The organism is Wenzhouxiangella sp. 15190, assembly GCF_003417465.1.
Lineage (GTDB): Bacteria > Pseudomonadota > Gammaproteobacteria > Xanthomonadales > Wenzhouxiangellaceae > Wenzhouxiangella.
In genome coordinates this window covers 12234-34346 of the sequence record NZ_QVMV01000052.1, presented here as the reverse complement: position 1 = coordinate 34346, position 22113 = coordinate 12234, and the positions used below count along the sequence as shown (strand labels likewise).

19 protein-coding genes are annotated in these 22113 nt (G+C 62.0%); 4 read left to right on the top strand and 15 right to left on the bottom strand.

The genetic code is table 11. From position 1 onward, the window contains the following. Positions 1–76 precede the first annotated feature (76 nt). The 7 genes from DZK26_RS12725 to DZK26_RS12695 form a co-directional block, all read right to left on the bottom strand. Entirely contained in the window at positions 77–1885 is a 1809-nt protein-coding gene (locus DZK26_RS12725) for an EAL domain-containing protein (protein ID WP_116899313.1), read from the bottom strand. A 5-nt stretch (positions 1886–1890) separates the two neighbouring features. Continuing rightward, the gene (locus tag DZK26_RS12720) at positions 1891–3468 is read right to left on the bottom strand and encodes a 2Fe-2S iron-sulfur cluster-binding protein (protein ID WP_116899314.1); all 1578 of its coding nucleotides are present in this window, start codon (positions 3466–3468) and stop codon (positions 1891–1893) included. Positions 3469–3476: 8 nt separating this feature from the next. Then, the gene (locus DZK26_RS12715) at positions 3477–3896 is read right to left on the bottom strand and encodes a roadblock/LC7 domain-containing protein (RefSeq protein ID WP_220337274.1); all 420 of its coding nucleotides are present in this window, start codon (positions 3894–3896) and stop codon (positions 3477–3479) included. Between the two features lie 74 nt (positions 3897–3970). Further along, entirely contained in the window at positions 3971–4378 is a 408-nt protein-coding gene (locus DZK26_RS12710; RefSeq protein WP_116899316.1) for a hypothetical protein, read from the bottom strand. A 59-nt stretch (positions 4379–4437) separates the two neighbouring features. Next, positions 4438–5784, bottom strand: coding sequence for an ATP-binding cassette domain-containing protein (locus DZK26_RS12705; RefSeq protein WP_181918502.1), 1347 nt, complete (start codon positions 5782–5784; stop codon positions 4438–4440). Positions 5785–5789: 5 nt separating this feature from the next. Beyond that, positions 5790–6350 carry an ATP/GTP-binding protein gene (locus DZK26_RS12700; RefSeq protein ID WP_116899318.1) on the bottom strand — a complete coding sequence of 187 codons (561 nt, stop codon included), beginning with the start codon at positions 6348–6350 and terminating at the stop codon, positions 5790–5792. Positions 6351–6352: 2 nt separating this feature from the next. Continuing rightward, positions 6353–6940, bottom strand: a complete 588-nt coding sequence (locus DZK26_RS12695; protein WP_116899319.1) for a hypothetical protein — start codon at positions 6938–6940, stop codon at positions 6353–6355. 286 nt (positions 6941–7226) lie between these two features. Here DZK26_RS12695 and DZK26_RS12690 point away from each other — a divergent pair, with 286 nt between their 5' ends. Both DZK26_RS12690 and DZK26_RS12685 read left to right on the top strand, forming a co-directional pair. Then, positions 7227–7961, top strand: coding sequence for a response regulator transcription factor (locus tag DZK26_RS12690; RefSeq protein WP_147316870.1), 735 nt, complete (start codon positions 7227–7229; stop codon positions 7959–7961). 203 nt (positions 7962–8164) lie between these two features. Beyond that, entirely contained in the window at positions 8165–9523 is a 1359-nt protein-coding gene (locus tag DZK26_RS12685; RefSeq protein WP_116899321.1) for a phosphomannomutase, read from the top strand. Here the strand turns inward: DZK26_RS12685 and DZK26_RS12680 are convergent. Then, a complete protein-coding gene (locus tag DZK26_RS12680; protein ID WP_116899322.1) occupies positions 9520–10713 on the bottom strand; it encodes a GGDEF domain-containing protein in 1194 nt (397 codons plus the stop codon). The genes DZK26_RS12685 and DZK26_RS12680 overlap by 4 nt on opposite strands. Before the next feature lie 48 nt (positions 10714–10761). Beyond that, entirely contained in the window at positions 10762–12600 is a 1839-nt protein-coding gene (locus tag DZK26_RS12675; protein ID WP_116899323.1) for a DUF885 domain-containing protein, read from the bottom strand. A gap of 374 nt (positions 12601–12974) precedes the next feature. On the opposite strand from DZK26_RS12675, the gene DZK26_RS12670 reads away from it, so the two are divergent. After that, the gene (locus tag DZK26_RS12670; protein WP_116899324.1) at positions 12975–13619 is read left to right on the top strand and encodes a hemolysin III family protein; all 645 of its coding nucleotides are present in this window, start codon (positions 12975–12977) and stop codon (positions 13617–13619) included. Here the strand turns inward: DZK26_RS12670 and DZK26_RS12665 are convergent. Beyond that, positions 13588–15516: a bifunctional diguanylate cyclase/phosphodiesterase gene (locus DZK26_RS12665; protein ID WP_116899325.1), complete on the bottom strand. Its 1929-nt coding sequence runs from the start codon at positions 15514–15516 to the stop codon at positions 13588–13590. The two genes, DZK26_RS12670 and DZK26_RS12665, sit on opposite strands and share 32 nt — an antisense overlap. A gap of 143 nt (positions 15517–15659) precedes the next feature. Between DZK26_RS12665 and DZK26_RS12660 the strand changes: the two genes are divergently transcribed. After that, positions 15660–16202: a YSC84-related protein gene (locus tag DZK26_RS12660; protein ID WP_181918503.1), complete on the top strand. Its 543-nt coding sequence runs from the start codon at positions 15660–15662 to the stop codon at positions 16200–16202. Here DZK26_RS12660 and DZK26_RS12655 read toward each other — a convergent pair. The 5 genes from DZK26_RS12655 to DZK26_RS12635 form a co-directional block, all read right to left on the bottom strand. Next, positions 16199–17998 (bottom strand): ABC transporter transmembrane domain-containing protein, encoded by a 1800-nt coding sequence (locus tag DZK26_RS12655; RefSeq protein WP_116899327.1) that lies wholly within the window; start codon positions 17996–17998, stop codon positions 16199–16201. The genes DZK26_RS12660 and DZK26_RS12655 overlap by 4 nt on opposite strands. Further along, positions 17995–18906: an EamA family transporter RarD gene (rarD, locus tag DZK26_RS12650; protein WP_116899328.1), complete on the bottom strand. Its 912-nt coding sequence runs from the start codon at positions 18904–18906 to the stop codon at positions 17995–17997. Before rarD ends, DZK26_RS12655 begins: the two co-directional genes overlap by 4 nt. Next, on the bottom strand, positions 18903–20489 hold the full coding sequence (locus DZK26_RS12645) for an AsmA family protein (RefSeq protein ID WP_181918504.1): 1587 nt from the start codon (positions 20487–20489) through the stop codon (positions 18903–18905). Before DZK26_RS12645 ends, rarD begins: the two co-directional genes overlap by 4 nt. A 166-nt stretch (positions 20490–20655) precedes the next feature. Further along, positions 20656–21042 carry a 50S ribosomal protein L17 gene (gene rplQ, locus DZK26_RS12640; RefSeq protein ID WP_116899330.1) on the bottom strand — a complete coding sequence of 129 codons (387 nt, stop codon included), beginning with the start codon at positions 21040–21042 and terminating at the stop codon, positions 20656–20658. 10 nt (positions 21043–21052) lie between these two features. Beyond that, a complete protein-coding gene (locus tag DZK26_RS12635) occupies positions 21053–22057 on the bottom strand; it encodes a DNA-directed RNA polymerase subunit alpha (protein ID WP_181918505.1) in 1005 nt (334 codons plus the stop codon). Positions 22058–22113 lie beyond the last annotated feature (56 nt).

The following is a 22113-nucleotide window of genomic DNA, read 5'->3' as shown; positions in this document are numbered from 1 at the left end:
TCACGACCAGCCGAAGTCCCCTTCATGCCGCGCCCATGGCGCGGCATGAAGCTCGCCGGCACCACATTCCGCAATGTCATACCGAACCGGCATGGCGATCACCCAACTTGCGCAACAATTGTTCCAGTGGCTCGGCGCGGTGAAAGCGAAAGCCCTGGGCGAAGTCGACGCCGAGCTGCCGAAGCATCTGGGCGACCGGCTCGTTCTCGACGTATTCGGCCACGATCTCGATATCCCGGGCTTTTGCCGAAGCAATCATTCCCTCGACGTCCGTCTTCAGCGGGCCGGCATTCAATATCTGGCGAACATAGCTGCCATCGATCTTGACGATGTCGATCGGCCATTTGATGAGACTCTGATAGTTGGAGTAACCGCTGCCGAAGTCATCGAGCGCGATGCGACAACCCATCGCCCGTAGCTGCTCTACATTGCTGAGCGCCACACGACGGTCGCGGATCCGTGAACTCTCGGTTATCTCGAAGCACAGTCTCCCGGGATCGACACCGTGGCTACGGATCCGGCCCTGGATCTCTTCGATCGCGCGGATACTGGACAGGGAGATACCCGAGAGGTTGATGGAACAGCGCTCCAGCGATGCCAGGCAATCCGGATAGCGATCGAATGTCTCCAGCACGCGCGCGATCATGTGCAGATCCAGTGCGACGGCCAGGCCCAGCTTTTCTGCTGCCGGAAACACCCGGCCGGGCTCGATCACCCGGCCATGCCGGTCATGCAGCCTGCACAACACCTCGAAACACAGCGGCTCCGATTTGCTGCCGGAAGATTGTCGTCTCAGCGGAACCAGCCGCTGGGCATGCACGTGGATGCGCCCCGCCCGCAATGCCTGCCGGACCTCGTGTCCCAGTGCGTAGATCTCCATGTCGCGCTCGGCAGCCGCAACGACCCGGTCATGACCCCGGGTCTGGGCCATGTAACAAGCATTGGACGCTCGTGAAAGGACATAATCGAGGGTCATGCCGACATCCACTCGCGCCACACCGATGCTCAGGGTGGTGTAGAAGGGGTTGATGTCCGTGCCAAGATTGAGCGTGCAGAATTCTTCTCTCAGTGACTCCGCAAGCGAAAGGGCATCTTCGAGGTTCGTTTCGGCGAGATGAACCAGGAACTCTGTGGCGGTGAAATTCCGCGCCACCAGGCCCCGGCCCGGTGGGGTCAACGCTTCGACACGAGCGTTCAACCAGCGGGCGGCCAGAACGATGGCATGGTCGGCCACGGCCTTGCACTCGAAGGCCAGCGCGGAGAAGTGATCGATATCCACGTGCAGGAGGGTGTATCCCCCGTCTCGATGGGCCTGCCGATTCTTGCGCTCCAGCCCGACGACGGCCTCGTGCAACCCCCGCCAGTTGAGCAGGCCGGTGGCTTGATCGTGCAGCGCCTGATGCCGGAGCCGCTCGTGCAGTGCGTGTTCTTCCGAGCAATCGACGATCATGCCGACGAAGCCGTCTAGCTCGCCCGACTCCGAATAAACTTCGTTGACCGTCAGAGAGATCGGAATCTCCCGACCATCGGCATCCGCAGTCGTGAAACGGACGAAGTCACCGTTCGGCTGTTGCAATTCGCACGGAAAATGACGGGTACGACGCACGATCGGTGAGGCCTGAATCCGCCCGGAGGCGCGACGGGTAATATAGTCAGCCAGATACCGGGCGTGCCGCTCCCTCAGCTCCTCCGGCAACAGCACCTCGATGGGACGCCCGATCAGTTCCTGGAGCCGATATCCGAAAATTCGCGAAACGCCCGCGTTGACGTGGCGGATGCGCCCTTCCAGATCGACATGCAGGAATGCCACCGAGTCGATCTGCGTCAATGCTCGCCAGGCACGGTGGGATACGCCATCGACCAGCCCGAGCTTGCGGAACTGCATGGCGGTTACACGGCCGTCCGGGATGACTCGGTACCCGGGGCGGTCTGACTGCAGTCACCGCAGTAGAGACTGCCCTCGCGCAGGTGGAAACAGACCGACTCGCCCCGCTCGATAACACGCCCACAGGAATCACACAGCCCGCCGTCTTCCAGTTTCGCTTGTTCAAGGCCGTCCAGCAGGACTTCGCTATGGCCAACCCTTCTGGGCCAGGGAGCATCCTTGACAATGTCATTGCGAAAAAAGGTCTCGAAAACGTGCCAACGCTCGATCCAGGGTTCGCTCACCCCGTGATCGCGCATACATTGCTCCATCAACGAGAGCCGATAGTCGAACAGCCAGTTCGGGATCACCATCCAGTGGTGGGCATTGCGCGGCCGCTGGCCCATGTAGTCGCGCGTTCCCAGCATCAGGCTGCGCAGAAACGAGTACTGCTTCTCGCGGAGTCGTTGCCTGGTCACCCCGACGAAGTATGGCCCCAGGTATTCATCCTCGAAGACAATATCGTAGAAATCGCGCAGCACTTCGCGGAGAACCTGGCCGTTGCCCAGTCTGCTCCAGAGCTCGGGATCCGGTGGCGGCGCCCGCCTTTCGTCTTCTCCGGAGGGTGGGACGACCGTAGCGTCATGATCAAAATGAAACGGGTCACTGCGTACCGCCACCGAATTGCAACGCTCACGGCAAATGGCGGCAGCCTCGGCAACCATATCCGGCCGCCCGGCAAGCAGAACGCATCCCCGAAACCCGGCGGGAAATCTTTCTCGCAGATAATCGGTTACGCGCCCGTGGAAACAGCCCTGTCGGCCCGATTCGGCGCTGCAACAGGGCAGATAGGTAAAATTCCGGTGAGTGGCTTCCAATACCCGCAGCCATGCATCGGCATACAGATCCACGCGCCGTCGCACCCCGTGCAACAAATGGATGCGCCCGTCCCGGCAGCGATCGAGCGCCTCGCGCAGTATGGCCGCCAGCGGCGCGAGCCCGGTCCCCGTGGCAACCAGGAGCAGGTCGCCGTCCGCCTCGGGCTGCGGGTTGACCAGCTCGCCGGCCGCCGGCAGCAGATCAATGGAATCGCCCACCGCCACGTCGTCGACCAACCAGCGGCTGACCCGGCCGCCCTCGATACGGCGCACATGGAGTTCCACATAACCATCCCGGCGTGGCAAGCTGGCCACGGAATAGCAGCGCATCAGGCCATCGGGGTGCATCACCCGGATATGCTGACCGGGCAGCGGATCGATTCCGGGGTGCGAGCGCAGCCGCAGGCAGCGGATATCCGGGGCCAGCATCTTCGCCTCGGTCACCTTACAGCCCGCCGACAGTTTCGAAACCGAAGGCTGCTCCACCTCCAGTGGTTCGGTCGGCCGACACTTGCAGGGCAGGAAATAACCCTGCTCGACCAACTCGGGACGAAGGCCGTGTCGGGCCGCATCCGGCGGCCGTCCGCTCGTGGCACGCATCAAGCAGGTCTGGCAGGTACCGGCACGACAGGAATAGCGAACCGGCAGACCATGACGCAACAATGCCGACAGCAGGCTCTCATCATCACGCACCTCGATACGATGCTGCTGATATCGCACTTGCATGGTCTGCCTCACTCCCCGTCGGCCAAGCACTCTTGTAGCTTGCCGGCAGCGCGGCGTGCCTCCAGGAATACCTTGCCGATGAGGGCATTCGGCTCGGCCGAGACGGCCAGAACGGCATCGCTGCCGGCCTGGACCAGCAGCACGGCACCTTCCGTGCCCTCGATCAACAGCTGGCGTAACCGGCCGCGTTGAATCTCGTTGATTTCCCGCTCGGCCAGGGCCAGGAGCGAGGCCGACATGGCGGCGAAGCGGTCGGCATCGACACCGTCCTGGAGCACCGAGGCGATGATCATGCCGTCACTGGTGATGGCGGCCGCGGCATTGACGCTGCCGGCGGTCGACCCCATGAGTCCGCGCAGAATCGAGCGGACCCGCGACCCTCTGGGGTGCTCGTCCCGGAGCGACTGACTGGCAGTTCCATCGTTCACGGCTGAAAGTCCCTGGGAAATGTTCGTCCGGCCCGGTAGTCCGGGCCGACTGGTGTGCGGTTAAAAATGAACCCTCAGGCCGCGGCCTCGACGGTGGTCATGGCCTGACGCGCCTTTGTAACCACCATGCCCAGATTGGCCGATCGACGGCATACGAAGCACGCCACCTGGTCGGGCGCATTCTTGCCCCGCATGAAAAAATGAATCAGGTTGTCGCTGTTTACGATCATTTCCTGGAAATAGTGCGAGCCGTCGTCTTCCACGCCACGCGCCTTTTTGAAGATGCGTTCGATTGCAACCACGTTCGACCCTTGAAACATTTCAGCAGTCGCGGCTGCCAGCATGTCCATGACTTCATCGGGATGCGAATCCACTGTCTTTATGCCGATCAGCATTCCCGACTCGAGGTCCACATAGCCGGCGGCAAGGCACTCGGGAATGCTCTGAATGGCCTGTTGCAAGGCTGAATCAATATCGGACATTGGTAATCCTCCTCATTAGTTGTAGTCGTAGTGTGTGCTGGTGCAAGAATTACACCCGATCACGCATACCCGGGCTCGCCGGAGGGGCGATGCTCGGGCGATTGCGTAAACTTCTCGAATCGTTCGAGAAACTCGATCTGCTCGCGCGACTGGATCCAGCGTGGTTCGATTGCGCGAAGGCTTTCGATGGCTTCAACGGCCGCAAGCCCTTGCCATATTCGGTAGGCGGCAAGTGCCGTTCCCGTTCGGCCATGGCCGGCGTGACAGTGCGCTGCGACGACCTCACCCTGTTGGATCCAGCGCCAGATCTGGCGACAGAAAGTCACCGCTTGCGTGACCGTCGGCGCTGTCATGTCGTCGACCGGGATATGCATTGATTGCATGCCGCGCTCGGCCAGGGCGGCATCACAATCAAGCGGTGTTTCGAGCAAGGTCAGCAGGCGTGTCACGCCCACGCGGGCCAGGGCATCGAGATCCTGCTCCACGTTGTGGATCACGCCGGGCCGCGGCGTGCCGGCGAGTTCGCCGGGGTCGAGCCAGACGAAACCACGTGGTCCGGCCCAGGCGTTCATGGCCTGATGCGCCTTTTCAGGTAGCGGCGGTGGCGGCGGTGTGTCTTCGTCGAGCACTTCCGCTGTAATGTCCGGGCTCGGGCTTGCACAGGTTCCCTGCCGAATGAATGCACGGCCGGCCTCAGTCTCCGGGCAAGTGAAAAACGTTTCCGCCGGGGCGAGTTCCCGGATGCGGCCGCTGACAAGCAGGGCCACGTAGTCGGCCCAATCACCAGCCTGCGCCAGGTTGTGCGTGGCCATCAGAACCGGCCGTTGCTCGGCGTAGCGGGCCAGAAGCGTGAGCACGCTCCTGGAACCGGCTTCGTCGAGTCCGACTGTCGGCTCGTCAACGCACAACAAGCCCGGCTCGGAAAGCACATGGCGCAAGATTGCGATCAGACGCTGATCGGCCAGAGACAGTTCCACGACGGACTGCTCCAGACAGCCCATGAACCGGTCGCTGTCCAACTCTTCCAGGACGCGCGTCAGGGCCTTGCGCTGCTCGGGCAGCGTCAGACGGGAACGATTGGACAGGCCACTGACCAGGTTTTCGTAGACCGTCGACACAAGCAGTCGCGCATCCTGCATGACCAGCCTCGGCCAGCCAGCCTCACCGGCCACCAACGCCAGGTAGCGCATCTCGCCCCAGCTCTTGAAACTGGCGTTCTGCTGTGCCGCGCCGCAGACGGTCCGGAGCAAGGTCGACTTGCCGACACCCGTCGGACCCATCAGTGCCATCAAGCCGTTATCGGGCACTTCGAGATCGATTTCGGCGAGTATGACCCGATCGCCGAAACCGGCCCCGAAACCATCGAGCCGGAGCACGGAATCGCGCGTAGTGAAATGTTGTGACACGGGCGTCATGCTCGCTGGCGCCAATAGGTGGTGGGGTTGAGTTCCGAGGCCAGTGCCAGCAAAGCGACCTTGACGTCGTCGCGCTTGCGCGCGTCGACTTCGAATACGGGTAGTCGATACCCCATCCGGATCAGTTCTTCACGATATCGGTCGAGGCCCGGGCTGGGCGCCAGGTCGCTACGCGTAACGCCGACCACCGCCGCACCCCCCTGTCTGTCGACCAGGGTACGGAAGGCGTCGATGTAGAACGCCATGTCGGCCAACGGCTCCGGACGCGCATTGTCGATCAGAAATACAACGCCGATCGCCCCCCGGGACAGGATCTCCCACATGAATCCGAATCGTTCCTGCCCGGGTGTTCCGACCAACTGAATGTTCAACTGTGGGTCGATTTGCAGCGTGCCGTAATCCATCGCCACGGTCGTGGTCTGCTTGCGTTCAACGACCTCATCGCTGGCCTGAGCATCGGTTGCAATCACCGGCGAATCGCTGACCGAGGTGATGGCGGTGGTCTTGCCCGCGCCGACGGGCCCGGCAAAGAGAATCTTGTGCAACTGATCGTTCATTACTACAACCCGGCGATCCGATCGAACAATCTCGACCAGAAGCTGCCCGAGGCTCCGGAAGCATTCAAATCGGCCGACGGGTTCCCGGGGCCGGCTGCATCGCTCGCCGGCTGCGAACTCACCACCTTGGTGTAGCCGGCTGCATTGACGGCGCTACAGAAGCGCAATGCATCCGCCTCGGGAATCTTCAGCATCCGGTAGGCAAACGAAAGGCTGGTGGGGCGTCGCGACAACAGCGAACACAGCGTGATCATGTGACGCGTATGCGGGAGGCGCGTGAAATTCGGCCAGTACTTGAGTTCGATTACGTCGTAGGGCTGGCACCGATCCAGCAAGGCGCCATCCGCACCGTGGTAGGCCGTCCGATAGAGCAGTTCATCGATCGGCCTGGGCGCACCCGCTCCGTCCGAAGCGGTTTCATGAACGACCTCTGCCGCACCGACCGGCACCTTGAAGAACACATCGGGCGATGTGATTTCATCGCGATATTGTCGAAGCTCTGGATCGATCCAGATTCGACCGGCTTCGGCTACCGATACACAGACCCCATCGCGCGAGTGCTCCAGAACCCGGAGCACTTCACCCAGCATGCAGTCGGAAGGTGCAAACCTGGGAATCGATGGGGCCGGACAACGATGCCCGTTCGCTTCATCGAACTTGCCTGACCAATCGTGAGTGGAAGACTGCATCCGTACCCCCGAATCCGGCGTTTCACTCCACTAACCTCACCGTCGGAACCGACACTCCGTGATCTCTCCGCGCAACCCAGGCCTCCCCGGGCATGGAGCACGCGTTCGACAATTCGACACAGGCTCGATGTATGGCGCGGACCGGCGAACCGGCCAGTGAGACGCTCAATTGAACTGCCCTGCATCATTGACAAAAGAAACCGACACTGTCTATCGGGGATTCCCCGATATTTATGTGACAGATGCAACTGGCATAATCTATGCGTTCTTTCTAATTCAATGCCGAACCACGCGTATGCCGAACGCATCGATCAAGGTATCCCTGCTCATCGACAGCGAAATCTTCGCCCGGGGTGTCGAATACACGCTCCAGAAGTTGGCACATGACGATGTCGAACTGGCCGTTCAAAGTATCGATGAGGCTGTTGCCGCCATCGGACGTGGCGACATCGACATCCTGGTGCTCGACAGCGAACTCTCCGCACGGGTCGTTCCGCACCTGCCCCCCCTGGAAAACAAGCCCAGAATTCTGATGGTCTCCGAACGCAATCATGCCGGCATTCGTTTGCCCATACGCCAGTGTGATGCCTGCGGGTTCTTCCCGGCACGTGCACCCGAGTCAAGACTGAAACACTACCTGGATCGCATAATCGACTGCACACGGCGATCATTCGGTCGAGACGCATGCAACAAATGTCCGGTACCCGGGAGCCTGAAACCCCGGGATCTGCTACTGACCCGGCGCGAAGCAGAAGTTTTTGAGGAAATCGGTCTGTTGCGGACCAACAGGGAGATTGCCGAAAAGCTCAACATCAGCACCAAGACCATCGAGGCGCACGCGGACAACATCAAGCAAAAACTGAATCTCGAAAACAGCCGTCACTTGCTGCAGGCAGCGATCGACTGGGTCGAAGGTCGTTAAACAGGGGTCTCTGCATACTGTCTACTCTCCGACCGGCCAGCCGACTCAGCCACTGCGCGGTATTGACCGCCAGTCCCGAGGCCAGGCCGGCCACCCCGGTTTGCGCATAAAGGGCGACGGCGACGACCGGTTGCAGGATATTCCACGTTGGGCACGGCATTGCGTTAGGATTGCATCCTTGCTCATCCCGGCAGTTTGCAAGCATGAACACGCTCGAGAACTCGCCCTTCAAGGCGTATGACATCCGTGGGCGCGTGCCCGACCAGCTGGACGAGGATCGCGCCTTTCTCATCGGCCAGGCCTATGCCCGCGTGGTACGGCCTGCGGGACCGGTCGCCATCGGCTACGACATGCGCCGGTCCAGCCAGTCCCTGGCGGCCGCCCTGGCGCGTGGCCTCAATCGCGCCGGCGTCGAAACGTACGACATCGGGCTGTGCGGTACGGAAGTCGTCTACCACGCCGCGTCGATGGACGGCGTGGGCGGCGGCATCATGATCACCGCCAGTCACAACCCGGCCAATTACAACGGCATGAAGATGGTCCGCGAACAGGCCATCCCCATCAGTGCCGATACCGGCCTGAAAGACATGGAAGCGCTGCTGGCCGACGGCCTCGAGCCGATTACGGTCGACAAGCCGGGCCGGCACCGTCGCCTGTCGGTATTCGACGACTACGTTCGACGCATCAAGTCGTTCATCGATACCAGCCAATTGAGTGCCGCAAAGGTCGTGGTCAATCCGGGAAACGGCTGTGCCGGACCGGCTTTTGACGCGCTCGCCGAAAACCTCCCGCTGGAAGTGGTTCGCCTCCACCACGAGCCCGACGGCGATTTCCCCAACGGCGTTCCCAACCCGCTGCTGCCGGAAAACCGCGAGGAAACGGCCCAGGCCGTCATCGACGCCGGCGCCGATTTCGGTATCGCGTGGGACGGCGACTTCGACCGCTGCTTCTTTTTCGACCACAACGGCCGCTTCATCGAGGGCTATTACCTGGTTGGCCTGTTTGCCCGCCAGCTGCTCGAGAAATCGCCGGGCGAGAAGATTGTTCTCGATCCCAGGCTGACCTGGAACACCCTGGCGGAAGTCGCCGACGCCGGTGGCACCGCCCTGGTCAACAAGAGTGGGCACGCCTTCATCAAGGAGCGCATGCGCTCGGAAAATGCGCTCTACGGCGGAGAGATGTCGGCGCATCACTACTTCCGCGATTTCAGCTACTGCGACTCGGGCATGATCCCCTGGTTGCTTCTGCTCGAACGTATCGCCCTGACCGGCAAGTCTCTGGCCGAACTGGTCGACGAACGCATTCGCGCCTTCCCCTGCAGCGGCGAAATCAACTTCACCGTCGATGATCCCCAGGCGGTCATGGACCGCATTCTGAATCACTTTTCGCCCGACGAGCCCCGCATCGACCGCACCGACGGCATCAGTCTGTCCTTCGACGCCTGGCGCTTCAACCTGAGAGCGTCGAACACCGAACCGGTCATCCGATTGAACGTGGAAACTCGCGCCGATGAAGCGCTGTTGAAGGAGAAAACCGAGCTCTTGCGCAGCTTGATCGGCTAGAAAGTCCGGGAAGGCTGCGCCAGCGAATCAATCTCGACGCGATTCCGGCCGGCATTCTTGGCGCGGTAAAGCGCCCGGTCGGCACGACGCAACATTCGTTCCCAGTCGTCGCGAAGCGGATCGTAGCTGACCACTCCGACGCTCGTGGAAACCTCGATCCTGCGCCCGCGAAATTCAAACGGCCGCTCGGCCAGAGACAGCCTCAGCCTTTCACCCACCTGGCTGGCCCGCTTCGGCCCCGCCCCCGGCAACAGGACCAGAAACTCTTCCCCACCGACCCGAAACGCGACATCACCCTCACGAATCACCTCTCGAAGGCGAGCGGCCGCCTCGGCCAGTACGTGGTCGCCGGCGGCGTGACCATGCTCGTCGTTGACCTGCTTGAAATTATCGAGATCGAGCAGGATTAGCGACAAATCGTGCTCGCCACGCTGGGCTCGCGACAGTTCGCGGCCGGCAAACTCATCGAGCGAATACCGATTGAGCAGGCCGGTCAGGGCGTCGTGCCGGGCCAGAAACTGCAGATGCACTTCCTTGCGCCGGAAAAGCATCAGCGACAGTGAGATCGTAAGCGCCATGAAGAACAATACCGAAGTGAAGAACACCGGTACCAGGACCGATTCGGCATTCGGGTCAATGGGCAGGTTGTCCGCCATGGAGATATAGAAGGCGCGCACCACCAGAAAGCAGGCGTTGATCAAGATCACGACGGCCACGGCTAGTCGGTAGGGCTTGAGCGGCTGCTCCCCGGCACGCCAGAGAGCGGTGGCGATAACCAGGGAGAAGGCCAGGAATAGCGCGGTGAGCACTCCGATGCGGACAACCGGCTCCTGGTACATAAGGGGCAACTGCCAGGTCGCCAGCGGCACCATCAGTGCGGCAACCAGCACCGGCAAAGTCCAGCGCGACCGTTCCAGGTGCTGCTGAACACCCAGCAGCAACATGCCGTAGGCCAAGGTGACGCTGCCGTTGACCAGGGCCAGTAACAGGCGGCGATCCAGCCACTCGATGTCGAGCATGGTCAGATTGCCCAAGCCGTGGCCCAGACCGAACAGCAACCCGGCCAGCGCCCAATCGGCGATCGCTCGCTCGCGGTTGCCGGCCAAATAGATCCCGGCCATGGTGACGGCCATGAAAAGCGCCGCCAGCGCCGACACGACTGCCAGCGTGAAGGCATCCAGGTTCAGCATCGGCGCCCGTCCCCTCCCCCTTGGTTTGACTCCGGCTTATCCTAGCATTTATTCGCTTTCACTCATCAGTTCGGCGATCGTGTTGACCGGAGCCGAACCGTAGCTCAGAAATTCGTTGTGAAAGGCCTTCAGATCGAAGTCCTCGCCCTGCTCGGCCTTGAGCCGCTCGCGCAGGTCGTAAATGGCTGAATAGCCGGCATAGTAAGAGGTCAGCTGGACCTGCGTGAGCGTCAGCCGCCGCCACTTCTGGGTCGCTTCCGATTTTTCCTGGAAGGCCTCTTCCCGCATCATGCGCACGGCCTCGTCGCGCTCCATACCGCGTACGTGAACGGCGTAATCGAGAATCGCGTTGTGCGTAACGCGCAGCAGCCACTTGCCGTGCATCAGCCACAATTCCGGCGCCTGATCGCCCCAGCCCTGCTCGAGCATCATCCGCTCGGCATAGACGGCCCAGCCCTCGACCATCGCACCGTTGCCGAACAGGCTCTTGACCAGGCTGGGCGACTTGTTGGCATGCAGCAGCTGGGTATAATGCCCGGGAATACCCTCGTGGATGTTGAGGATCTGCAGCATCCAGTCGTTGTACTCGCGCAGATAGCTGGCTGCCTGCTCCTCGCCAAAGGTCTCCAGCGGCGTGACGTTGTAATAGGTGTCGGCGTCGGGGTTGAACGGCCCCGGTGCACTGACCGAGGCAATGGCACCGCTGCCGCGCATGTACTCGGGCGTCTCGCGCACGATAAGCGGCTTGTCCGGATCCTGGTCGAGCAGGTCGTTTTCGCGCACGAATTCGGCCAGCTCAGGTATCTGTTGTCGGATTTCGTCGACGAAATCTTCCACCGCCACGTGTTCCTGCGACAGACGATCGATCATTTGCCCGATACGCGCCAGGCGATCTTCGGGCATGGGCTCCCCGGTGAAGTACTTCGGCCAGAGCTCCTTGGTATAGCCGTCCATCTCGTCGAGCAGGCGCTCCTTTTCGGCCTGGGCGCGGCGGTACAACTCCGCCGCGGTGAAGTCGGCCTGGATGTCGTAGGCAAACTTCTCCTCGTAGAGCGCTTCCCCCAGACGGAACGGACGTGCGTTTCCGGATTCCTCGAGCTTTGCCAAGCGCTGTTCGAGCCAGCCGACCCAATCCTCGATGGCGGCTTCGGCGCCAGCCAGTGCATCGGACAGCGAGTCGGACAGATCGGCGTCGAGTTGCGCTTCGTCAGCCTTTTCGCGGATATCGTCCAGAACGCTCAGGCTTCCGCGGTTCTGGCTGATGGCCAGTTCAGTGTGTTCCAGCGTGGGCGTGCCCAGGCTCTCGCGCGCCGCCTCATAGTAGGCCGGCACATGCTCGAGGCGGTCGCGAATCAGGGCCAACCGCTCCGGCAGCGGGGCAAACTCGGTGTTGAGCAAGATATTCAGGGGACCGGCGACGTTGTAGTTGGATGGCTGCCACTCCCACGATCTCAGCGTCCGGGTATAGAAGCGGGCCGACTCGAGCCGGTTCTCCAGCAGATCGTAGTCGGTGCGCTGGTCGACTGGCAGTGCCTCACGGTCGAATTCACCGAGCCGCTCCAGGGCGTCGGCGACGAATGCCAGTTCGTCGCGACGGTGCGCTGCGTCCGGAATCGAAACTTCACCGGCATTCTCGTAGCGCCCCTGGTAAATCGCCCACTCGGGCGAGCGCTGAAGCATCTCATCAATCAACTGGTCGGCAAAGGCATCGAAGGCGGCCACGTCCGTCTCGGCAGCCGCTGGCTCGGACGAGTCACTGGTGCCCTGCCCGGCGGTTGCCTGGGCCGATTCGTCGCCGGCGCCGGCTCGATCCGGCTCCGATTGATCGGCGCACGCGCACAGGACAAGGAGAAGTGATAGCGCAAAAAAGCGGTTGATGACGGTCATGGCGCGAATTCCGGATGTGTGCAACCCTGTGATCGTACCGTATTCTGCGAGGGTGTCGCAGGGCTTGTCGGTTGCAGCCCGGCGTGCCCGGTCCTACTAATGCAACCGAAAGTATTGCCTCATTCAGGGCTCCGGACGGATTCGCCTGCAAGGCAAAGTGGCGAAGGCATAGTCATTCTACGTCGAGCCACTTTAACGCCACAGGCGGATTCGTCCGGAGCCCCCGCAGGGCTTGCCTCTCGGCGATCCTGGACTGCGTTGTCGGCGCTTGATGTAGGCCCGGGCTACACCCAGCACGCCGACGCCTTGCCACGAGCGCCGAGAGGCAAGCTGATTGTGGCAATACTTCCGGCTGCATTAGTATAGTCAACCGCATGAACCACAACTCCGAACATCGCGAAGAATTGCTCAATTCGCTGACGCACGGCCTGGGTGCGATTCTCAGCGTTGGCGCCGGCGCCGTACTGATCACCCTGGCCGCCATTCATGCCGGGGCACGCGAGATCGTGAGTGTCTCGGTATTCGTTGCCTCGCTGACGCTGCTTTATACGGCATCGACCCTCTACCACGCCGCTCGTCACCCGGTATGGAAGGCGCGTCTGAAGGTACTCGACCACTGCGCCATCTTCCTGCTGATTGCCGGCACATACACGCCATTTACCATCGCCACGCTCAAAGGAAGCTGGGGCTGGTCCCTGTTCGGCGTCATCTGGGGTCTGGCCGTCATCGGCGTGATCTTCAAGGTCTTTTTCACCGGCCGTTTTCGGAAACTGTCGACGGCCACGTATCTGGGAATGGGCTGGCTGGTGGTCGTCGCACTCGTGCCGTTGAGTCAGGTCGTCGCGCCAACGGCCATGCTCTGGCTGGTTCTTGGTGGCATTCTCTATACCGCGGGTACACTTTTCTACCACGTCGAACGCCTCCCCTACGCACACGCCGTCTGGCATCTTTTTGTTCTGGCGGGCAGTATCTGCCATTTCATCGCAGTCACTGTCCAGATGATTGCGCATCCGGCCTGAGATTCCCCAAGGCCTCGACAATGCCTGGCACTTCACCCGCCGAGATCGCACGGCTGAAGAAGTAGCCCTGAAAGCTGTCGCATTCCATCTGCGTGAGGATGTCGAGCTGTTCGATTTTCTCGACACCCTCCGCCACGACCTTCAGATGCAGGCAGCGCGCCATGCTGATGATGGCGGCAACCAGGTCACGATCAGAATCTCTGGCAGCCAAATCGAGAATGAAAGACCGATCGATCTTGAGGGTATCGAGATCGAACTCCTTGACATAGGACAGGGATGAGTATCCCGTACCGAAATCGTCGAGCGAAATATGCACGCCCATGGCCCGCAAGCGTCGCAGCACGTCCTGACCGGCCTGCACCTGTTCCATCAGCATCGATTCGGTGATCTCCAGGGTCAGCAGTCCGGGCGGCAGGTCGGTGCGCTCGAGCATCCGCTCGACGGTCTCGGCAAGGCGGCCGGTCTGGAACTGTCTCGCCGAAAGGTTGACCGATATCGGTAGCCCTTCGATACCCTGCCGGTACCATTCGGCGGCCTGTTCGCAGGCCCGCTCGAGCACCCAGTCGCCCAGCGGCACGATCAGGCCGCTCTCTTCCGTGGCACGAATGAATTCGGCCGGCATGACCAGTCGCCCGTCGGGAGCGCGCCAGCGGACCAGCGCTTCGGCACCACAGACATGGTATTGAGGGCTGGCAGCGACAATGGGCTGGTAATGCAGCTCGAATTCCCGGGCGTCGAGGGCGTGGCGCAGGCGCGCGTCGAGCTGCAGCCGCTTGCTGGCCGACTGCACCATCGATTCATTGAAATGTTGCCAGGTATTCCTGCCGCGGCGCTTGGCCTGATACATGGCGGCATTGGCGAATTGAAGCAGCTCGGTCACCGTCCGTGCATCGTCGGGCGAGACACAGATGCCGATGCTGGCACTGACGTAAACTTCACTGCGGTTGGCGAGCATGAAGGGCTCGGCGATGGCTTCCAGCGTCTTCCGGGCACAGGCCGTCGCGGCATCATGCGCATCCGTCCCGCTCAGATCGATGACGAACTCGTCGCCGCCCAGATGTGAGAGCCCGGCACCGGGGGGCAGTCCACCGCGTAGCCGGCGCGCCACCATGACCAGCAAATCATCACCGATCGGGTGACCGAAGCTGTCGTTGACGTTTCTGAAATGGTCAAGGTCGATGTACAGGACAGCAATGCGCTCCTCGCCCGTCCTGGCACCAGCGAGAAGCCGGCGCAACTGGTCCTGCAGCAGCAATCGATTGGGCAAGCCGGTGAGCGGGTCGTAGTAGGCCAGTTGTTCAAGCCGCTTCTGGGCCTGCTTCAGGTCGCTGATATCGGTGAAGATCCAGGCATACTGCTCGTTGCCGCCTCGATCGGCGCCGATGTCGGTCACGGTGGCCAGGAACGGCCGCTCGGAGCCATCCGCACTTCGGTTCCAGATTTCGCCGTTCCAGTAGCCCCGTTGGGCCATGGAGTGTTCCAGCTCCGAGAAGAAGCGTTCGTCGTGTCGGGATGAATGAAGGGTGGCCAGATCACGGCCGATCAGGCGATCCTGGGAGATGCCGGCCATGCGCTCGAAGGCCGGATTGGCCGCAACAATCCGCTTGCGCTGATCGGTCAGCACCACACCTTCGTGGGTGCGTTCGAAAATTACGGCCGTCTGACGCAGTTCACGAATCAGGCCGGCCTGATCACCCAGCGCGCGCCAACTCAACCAGAACACCAGAATCGCACTGGCCAGTACGAACAGCCAGCCCTTGTAGGTCTGAAAAGTCGTGAGCAGGGCAGTGTCTCCGGCCAGCTGTTCGACGGCCGAATCGGAGAGGAAAATCCACAACGCACCCGCTGCCGCATAGATCAAGGCGACCTTAAGCGCATAGCTGCCAGTGAGCTTCATGGACCACCCTCCCTTCCGGACAGGAATGCGACGTGATTTCGCAGGCGATTCCCGGCCGGGAACCAACTATACTACGAAAGCGTCGAAACCCTGAAACGCCGGTGTTCACCGGTCTTTCGAAAAATCAGACAATGGAGTCCCCCATGTCAGCCAATGTCCGAAATTACGCATTTCTACCGGGATTGATCCTGCTTGTCGCGGTATTGAGCGGCTGCGCCTCGGCACCTTCGGACGATGCGCTCATCAGCGAATCACGTTCGGCCCTGGCCACCTTCATCGACAAGGATCCCGGCTTGCAGCGCTGGGTTGACCAAGCCTACGGTTACGCCGTGTTTCCCAATATCGGCAAGGGGGGCTTCTGGGTCGGCGGTGGCTTCGGCCGCGGCATCGTTTTCGAGGAGGGACGGCCGGTCGGCCGCGCCTCGGCCTCACAGGCCACTATCGGTCCGCAAATCGGCGCCCAGTCCTACAGCCAGGTGATCTTTTTCCGCGACGAGGCCGCCCTGCGCCGCTTCCAGCGGGAAAGTTTCGAATTTTCCGCCCAGGCCACCGCTGTGGCCGCCACCGAAGGGCGCTCGGCAACCACCAGCTACGAGCGGGGCGTGGCGGTATTCAATCATGCCCGTGGTGGTCTGATGGCCGAAGCCTCCGTCGGCGGGCAGAAATTCCGCTACTGGTCGCTTTAATCGTCCGAACGATCCTCAACCGCCTCATCGGCAAGGAATTGCAAGCGCGCCAGGCGGGCATAAAGGGGGCTTTCGGCCACCAGGCGCTGGTGACTGCCCTGGGCCACTGCCCGCCCCTGGTCGAGCACCACGATTCGGTCAGCACGCCTGACCGTTGCCAGCCGGTGCGCGATCACGAGCACCGTCCGGTCGGTGCTGATGTCGTTGAGTGCGTCCTGGACCAGGCGCTCGCTCTCCGCGTCCAGGCTGGCCGTGGCTTCGTCAAGCAACAAAAGCGGCGGTTGCTTGATCAGTGCGCGGGCGATCGCAATGCGCTGCCGCTGGCCACCGGACAACCGCATACCACGCTCGCCCAGAAAGGTCTCGTAGCGGTCTGGCCAGCGTTCCAGAAACTCGTCGGCGTGGGCTGATCGCGCGGCCCGGGCAATGACGTCCGGTTGCGCACCGGGGCTGCCGTAGGCGATGTTATCGGCTGCGCTACCGGAGAACATCGTCACATCCTGCGGCACGACACCCAGTCGGCGGCGAAGCTCGGCCAGATCCAGCTCGCGCACGTCGACGCCGCCCAGGCGAATGCAGCCAGCCGCGGGGTCGTAGAAGCGCAACAGCAGCTGAAACAGGGTCGACTTGCCCGCGCCGGACGGCCCGACAATAGCGACCGTCTCACCCGCTTCTACCTTGAAGCTCAGGCCACGAAGCACGGCCTCGTCGGGACGTGAAGGATACGCGAAGTCAACCGCGTCGAATTCTACCGACAGCGGCCCTTCCGGCAGGCTCCGGGGCGATGCCGGGCTGACGATCGACGGCCTGGCTTCGAGCAGTTCGGCCAGCCGCTCCATGGCACCCGCGGCCCGCTGCAACTGGCTCCAGATTTCGCTGAGGCTGGCGGTCGAGCCCGCAGCAATGGCGGCATAGAGCACGAACTGGCCGAGTTGCCCCGGGGTCATGTCCCCGGTCAGCACCGAGCGTGCGCCAAGCCAGAGCACGAAGGTGATGGCTCCGAAGGTCATCAGGATGATCAGCACGATCAGAAGGGTGCTGGCACGAATCCGGTCGCGCGCGGCAACGAAGGCCGACTCGACGGCGGCGGAAAAGCGCTCTCGCTCGCGCATTTCCTGGGCGAAAGTCTGGACAGTCTGGACGGCATTGATGGTCTCGTCGCCGTGCGCGCTGAAATCGGCCACGCGGTCCTGGGCATTGCGCGAAAGTCGACGCACCCAGCGACCGAGCAACACGACCGGTACGATGATCAGCACGATCAACATGCCGATCACACCGGCCAGCGACGGAGCGGTGAACACCAGCGCCACCGAGCTCGCGACCAGCATCAGCAGATTGCGAATACCGAAAGACACGGTCGAACCAACCAGGGTCTCGACCAGGGTCGTGTCGGTGTTCAGTCGCGATAGCACCTCACCCGTGCGGGTGGTGCCGAAAAACTCCGGACTCATCGCCAGCACCCGCTCATAGACGGATGTTCGAATGTCGGCGACAACACGCTGCCCCAGCCAGCTCACCCAATAGAACCGCAGACCGCCCCCGATCGCCATCATCGTGGCGGCGGCGAACAATAGCCAGAACCAGCGATTGATATTGCCGATGTTCTCGGCCATGAAGCCGCGGTCGATGACCTGGCCCACCGCTGCCGGAATGGCCAGCGCGCCGGCCGCGGAAACCGCCAGAAACAGCAACGCGAATGCGATCTGGAGACGGTAGCGCCGGATGAAGGGCCTGAGAGCACGCAGTGAACCCAACCGCCGGCTGGTTGGCCGCTGGGTAGCGTCGGTTTCGTTCATGCAACCTCCCGGGTGGGAATACGGGCTCGCCGGTAGTGTCGCCAACCGGCGATGGTAAACAGGATCAAGGCGGTCCAGACACAGGCGAAAGTCACGGCATGATCGAGTGTGAAGGGCTCATCGAAAAGGAACACGGCCAGCACGAAGGTCATGCTCGGCGCAAGATACTGCATGAGTCCGATCGTGCTCAGATTGAGACGGCGTACGCCGGTCGCGAAAAGGACGAGCGGTACCAGCGTCACCAGCCCAGTGCCGGCAAGCAAGGCCGCTTCACCCGCGGAACCGAAATCGAAGGCCAGAATACCGCGACGATCCAGCCAGAACAGCCACAACAGCGCCAGGGGCGTCATCAGCAGGGTTTCCCAGAACAGACCGATCAGCGGGCCGACGTCGGTCTTCTTGCGCACGACACCATACAGGGCAAAGCTGAACGCCAGCATCAAGGCGATCCATGGGAACCGGCCGACGCGCACCGTCATCCAGGCGGTGCCGATGAAAGCCAGCACCACAGCGATGGTCTGCAGCCTTCCAAGCCGCTCGCGAAAGATCAGCATGCCGAGTAAAACGTTGACCAGTGGATTGATGAAATAGCCCAAGCTCGTCGACAGTACTCGATTGGTATTGATTGCGTAAACGAAGACCAGCCAATTGACGGCAATGAGTATCGCACTGATCATCAACGCTGCGAGCACCCGGCGATCGACGCGAATGCGCGCAATCAGCCCTCGCCGCTCGCGGGCGACGAGGACGATGCCGAGGAAGACCATAGACCAGATCACGCGATGAGCGATGATCTCGTCGGCGCCGACATGTCCCAGCAATTTGAAATACAGCGGCGCCAGACCCCAGATGCAGAAAGCGCCCAGCGCGGCTGCCAGGCCTGCGATACGATCCTGATCGGATGTCACTGACCGGTCTCTTCATCCAGTCCCGCTGCTTCACCGTGCTGTCCGGACATCTCGGGCGTCAGTGAGGCGAGCTGCGGCCGGGCCAGGCTACCCGAGAGCGCCAGGTACGACGCTTCTGCCCCCGTGCCCATGAGTTCACCGCCGAGTGTGCCGTCTGGCAGCTCGATGGCCGCCCATCCGCTACCGGACAGTTCGCCGCCGATGAGCTCAAAGCCGGGAATCTCCACGAATCTGGGCGTTATCCGGAGCTCTCCGTTGAATTGATCGAATTCATGGACGGCGGGCTCGCCGTTTTCACGTGCGACGCGCCAGTAACCGTCCCAGAGTTCGTATCGACCTTCGAGGCGATAGCCGTTACGGCCCTCAATCGGCCAGTTCAGGGTGAGCATGGACTCGCCGCTGCCGTCGACGACCGCCGGCAGCTTCCACCACTCGAGCAACTGATCGAGGTCAGCCAGGCTTACGTCGAGAGCCAGTGATTCCGGGACCTGTCCCGTCAGAACACCGCTTGCATCGACCAGGCCGCCGGGAAAGACGGCAGCCAGGTTCACTCCCATGCCGGCTGACCGGGAACGAAGATCGATACGGGCGTTGGAGAGTTCAGCCGGGCCGATCTTCAATCGATCGAATTGCAGCTGGGAGCGCAGATCCACGTGTGCCGAGAGTGCCGCCAGACCCGCTTCCAGATCCGTTCCGATACTCTGGGCAACTACCCTCCTGACCGCCAGCCAATCAAGTTTACCCCCGGAAAGGAGCAGGTCGGAAGACGGCGATGAGCCGCCGTGATAATTGAGTGACAGGTCGAAAGTTTCTTCCCCGAGGCGCAGGCGCCCGCCGGCCAGCGCGACGCGGAATGGATCGTCCGGCGAAGCGGTCAGGTCCCCGACCAATGCGACCTTCTCGTCGAGTGCGACCAGGCGTCCCTCGAGCAGCATGTCGCGAAGACGAACCGGGTAGTCCGGCGAAGCCGGGATATGCAGTTTCCCCTCGACGCTGACGTCATCAAGAATGGGCGGGTCACCCAGGTCGCCGCTGAACTGAAAGGCCACCGTCCGGTCCAGGCTGAAACGGTCAAACTCGATAAAATCGATTGTGACGGTTCGGGGAGCACCGTCGCTCCCGCCCGGCAACACGAGGGTCACGTCCCGCAAGTGCAAGGCGCGCCCCGACAGCAACCTGGCACTGGAACGGATGGCACTCAGGGGGTCGGAAGATGCACCGTCCGGGTCGACGCTTGCAACATTGATGACTGCGCCGCTGAGCTGCATCTGCGCCGGAGCCAGTTCTCCCTGCAACAGGGGAAGGAATCGCAGGTTCATGCTGACGCGTTGTGCTCGCATGGTTGCGGGACCGTCATGGCCCCCCGGCCCGGCAATGATCACGTCCTCGGCATTGACTTCGGGCCGGGGAAACAGGCTGAACCGAAGCGCTCCGACGATCTCGACTCGCCGGCCGACCTGCTCGCTGAGCCGATCGGAAACAATCCCTTTCATTCGGGCTTCGTCAAAATAGATGGCGGCCGTACCCCACAGGCCGAGCACGATGATCGCGAGGGCGGCGGAAAGAATGATCGTTCGGCGCATCCGAGAATCCGGGTCATTCAACGGTGAGGCGGGAAACAACGACCCGCAGTCGCACATTGTAGCCCACGTCCAACCGTGATCTCGGATTCATGCGAAGAAGTCTCTGAACAAAAAAAGCCCGGCAACGAGGGCCGGGCTTCCTGAACCTCCGGTCTCGATCCGGATGCTATTCAGCTGTCTCCGCGCTCGGCGCGTCCGGGCGGTCGACCAATTCCACATACGCCATCGGCGCATTGTCGCCGGGCCGGAAACCGCACTTGAGAATGCGGAGATAGCCGCCGGGGCGTTCGCGGTACCGCGGACCGAGCTCCGAAAAGAGCTTGCCCACGGCGTCGCGATCACGCAGGCGATTGAATGCCAGGCGACGGGCGGAAACGTTGTCTTCCTTGGCCAGCGTAATCAGCGGTTCGGCCACGCGCCTCAGCTCCTTGGCCTTGGGCAGCGTGGTCTTGATGAGCTCGTGCTCGATCAGGCTGGCAGTCATGTTACGGAACATCGCTCGGCGATGTGGCGAATTCCGGTTGAGCTTGCGACCTGCTTTACGGTGACGCATCGTTTTCTCCTCAGTGCTCGGTGCGCGCCAGCGACGGCGGCGGCCAGTTCTCCAGGCGGGTACCCAGCGACAGATCGTGGGTCGCCAGCACCGTCTTGATCTCGGTCAGGGACTTCTTGCCCAGGTTGGGTGTCTTGAGCAGCTCGGTCTCCGTCCGCTGCACCAGGTCACCGACATACTGGATGTGCTCGGCCTTCAGGCAGTTGGCCGAACGTACCGTCAACTCCAGATCGTCGATCGGGCGTAGCAGGATGGGATCGAAACTCTCGGTCGTCGTTTCCGTCTCGTCCTTTTCCCGGGCGACGAAGTCGACAAACACCGACATCTGGTCGACCAGAATGCCGGCAGCCAGCTTCACGGCGTCCTCGCAGCTCATCGTGCCGTTGGTCTCGATGTCCAGAACCAGCTTGTCCAGGTCGGTGCGCTGGCCAACGCGAGCGCTCTCGACGCTGTAGGCCACGCGATGGACCGGGCAGTAGGAAGCGTCGAGCTGCAGACGACCGATCGTGCGCGTCTCCTCCTCGTTGAACTTCAGAGCCGCAGCCGGCTGGTAGCCGACGCCCCGGGTCACCTTGAGCTGCATGCGCAGCTTGCTGGCCTTCGTCAGGTTGCAGATCACGTGTTCGGGGTTGAGCACGTCAATGTCGTGATCGAGCTGGATGTCGCCCGCGGTGACCGGTCCGGCCTTGTCCTTGCTCAGGGTCAGGGTGGCCTCATCGCGACTGTGCATGCGAATGGCGACATCCTTGAGGTTGAGCATGACCTCGACGATATCTTCCTGCAAGCCTTCGACAGACGTGTACTCATGAAGCACGCCGTCGATCTCGGCTTCGGTGATCGCACTACCGGGAATCGACGACAGCAGTATGCGCCGCAGGGCATTGCCCAGTGTGTGCCCGAAGCCGCGTTCCAGCGGCTCGAGCGTAATGCGGGCTCGTCGCGACGAGATCTCGTCGACAACCAGGCCCTTGGGCTTGAGCATCGTGCCGATAAGTTCGCTTATCTGGCCTGACATGTTTGCCTCTCCAAAATCGGTTTTCGTTTGCAGCGCAGGCGCTTGAAGGCCTGCGG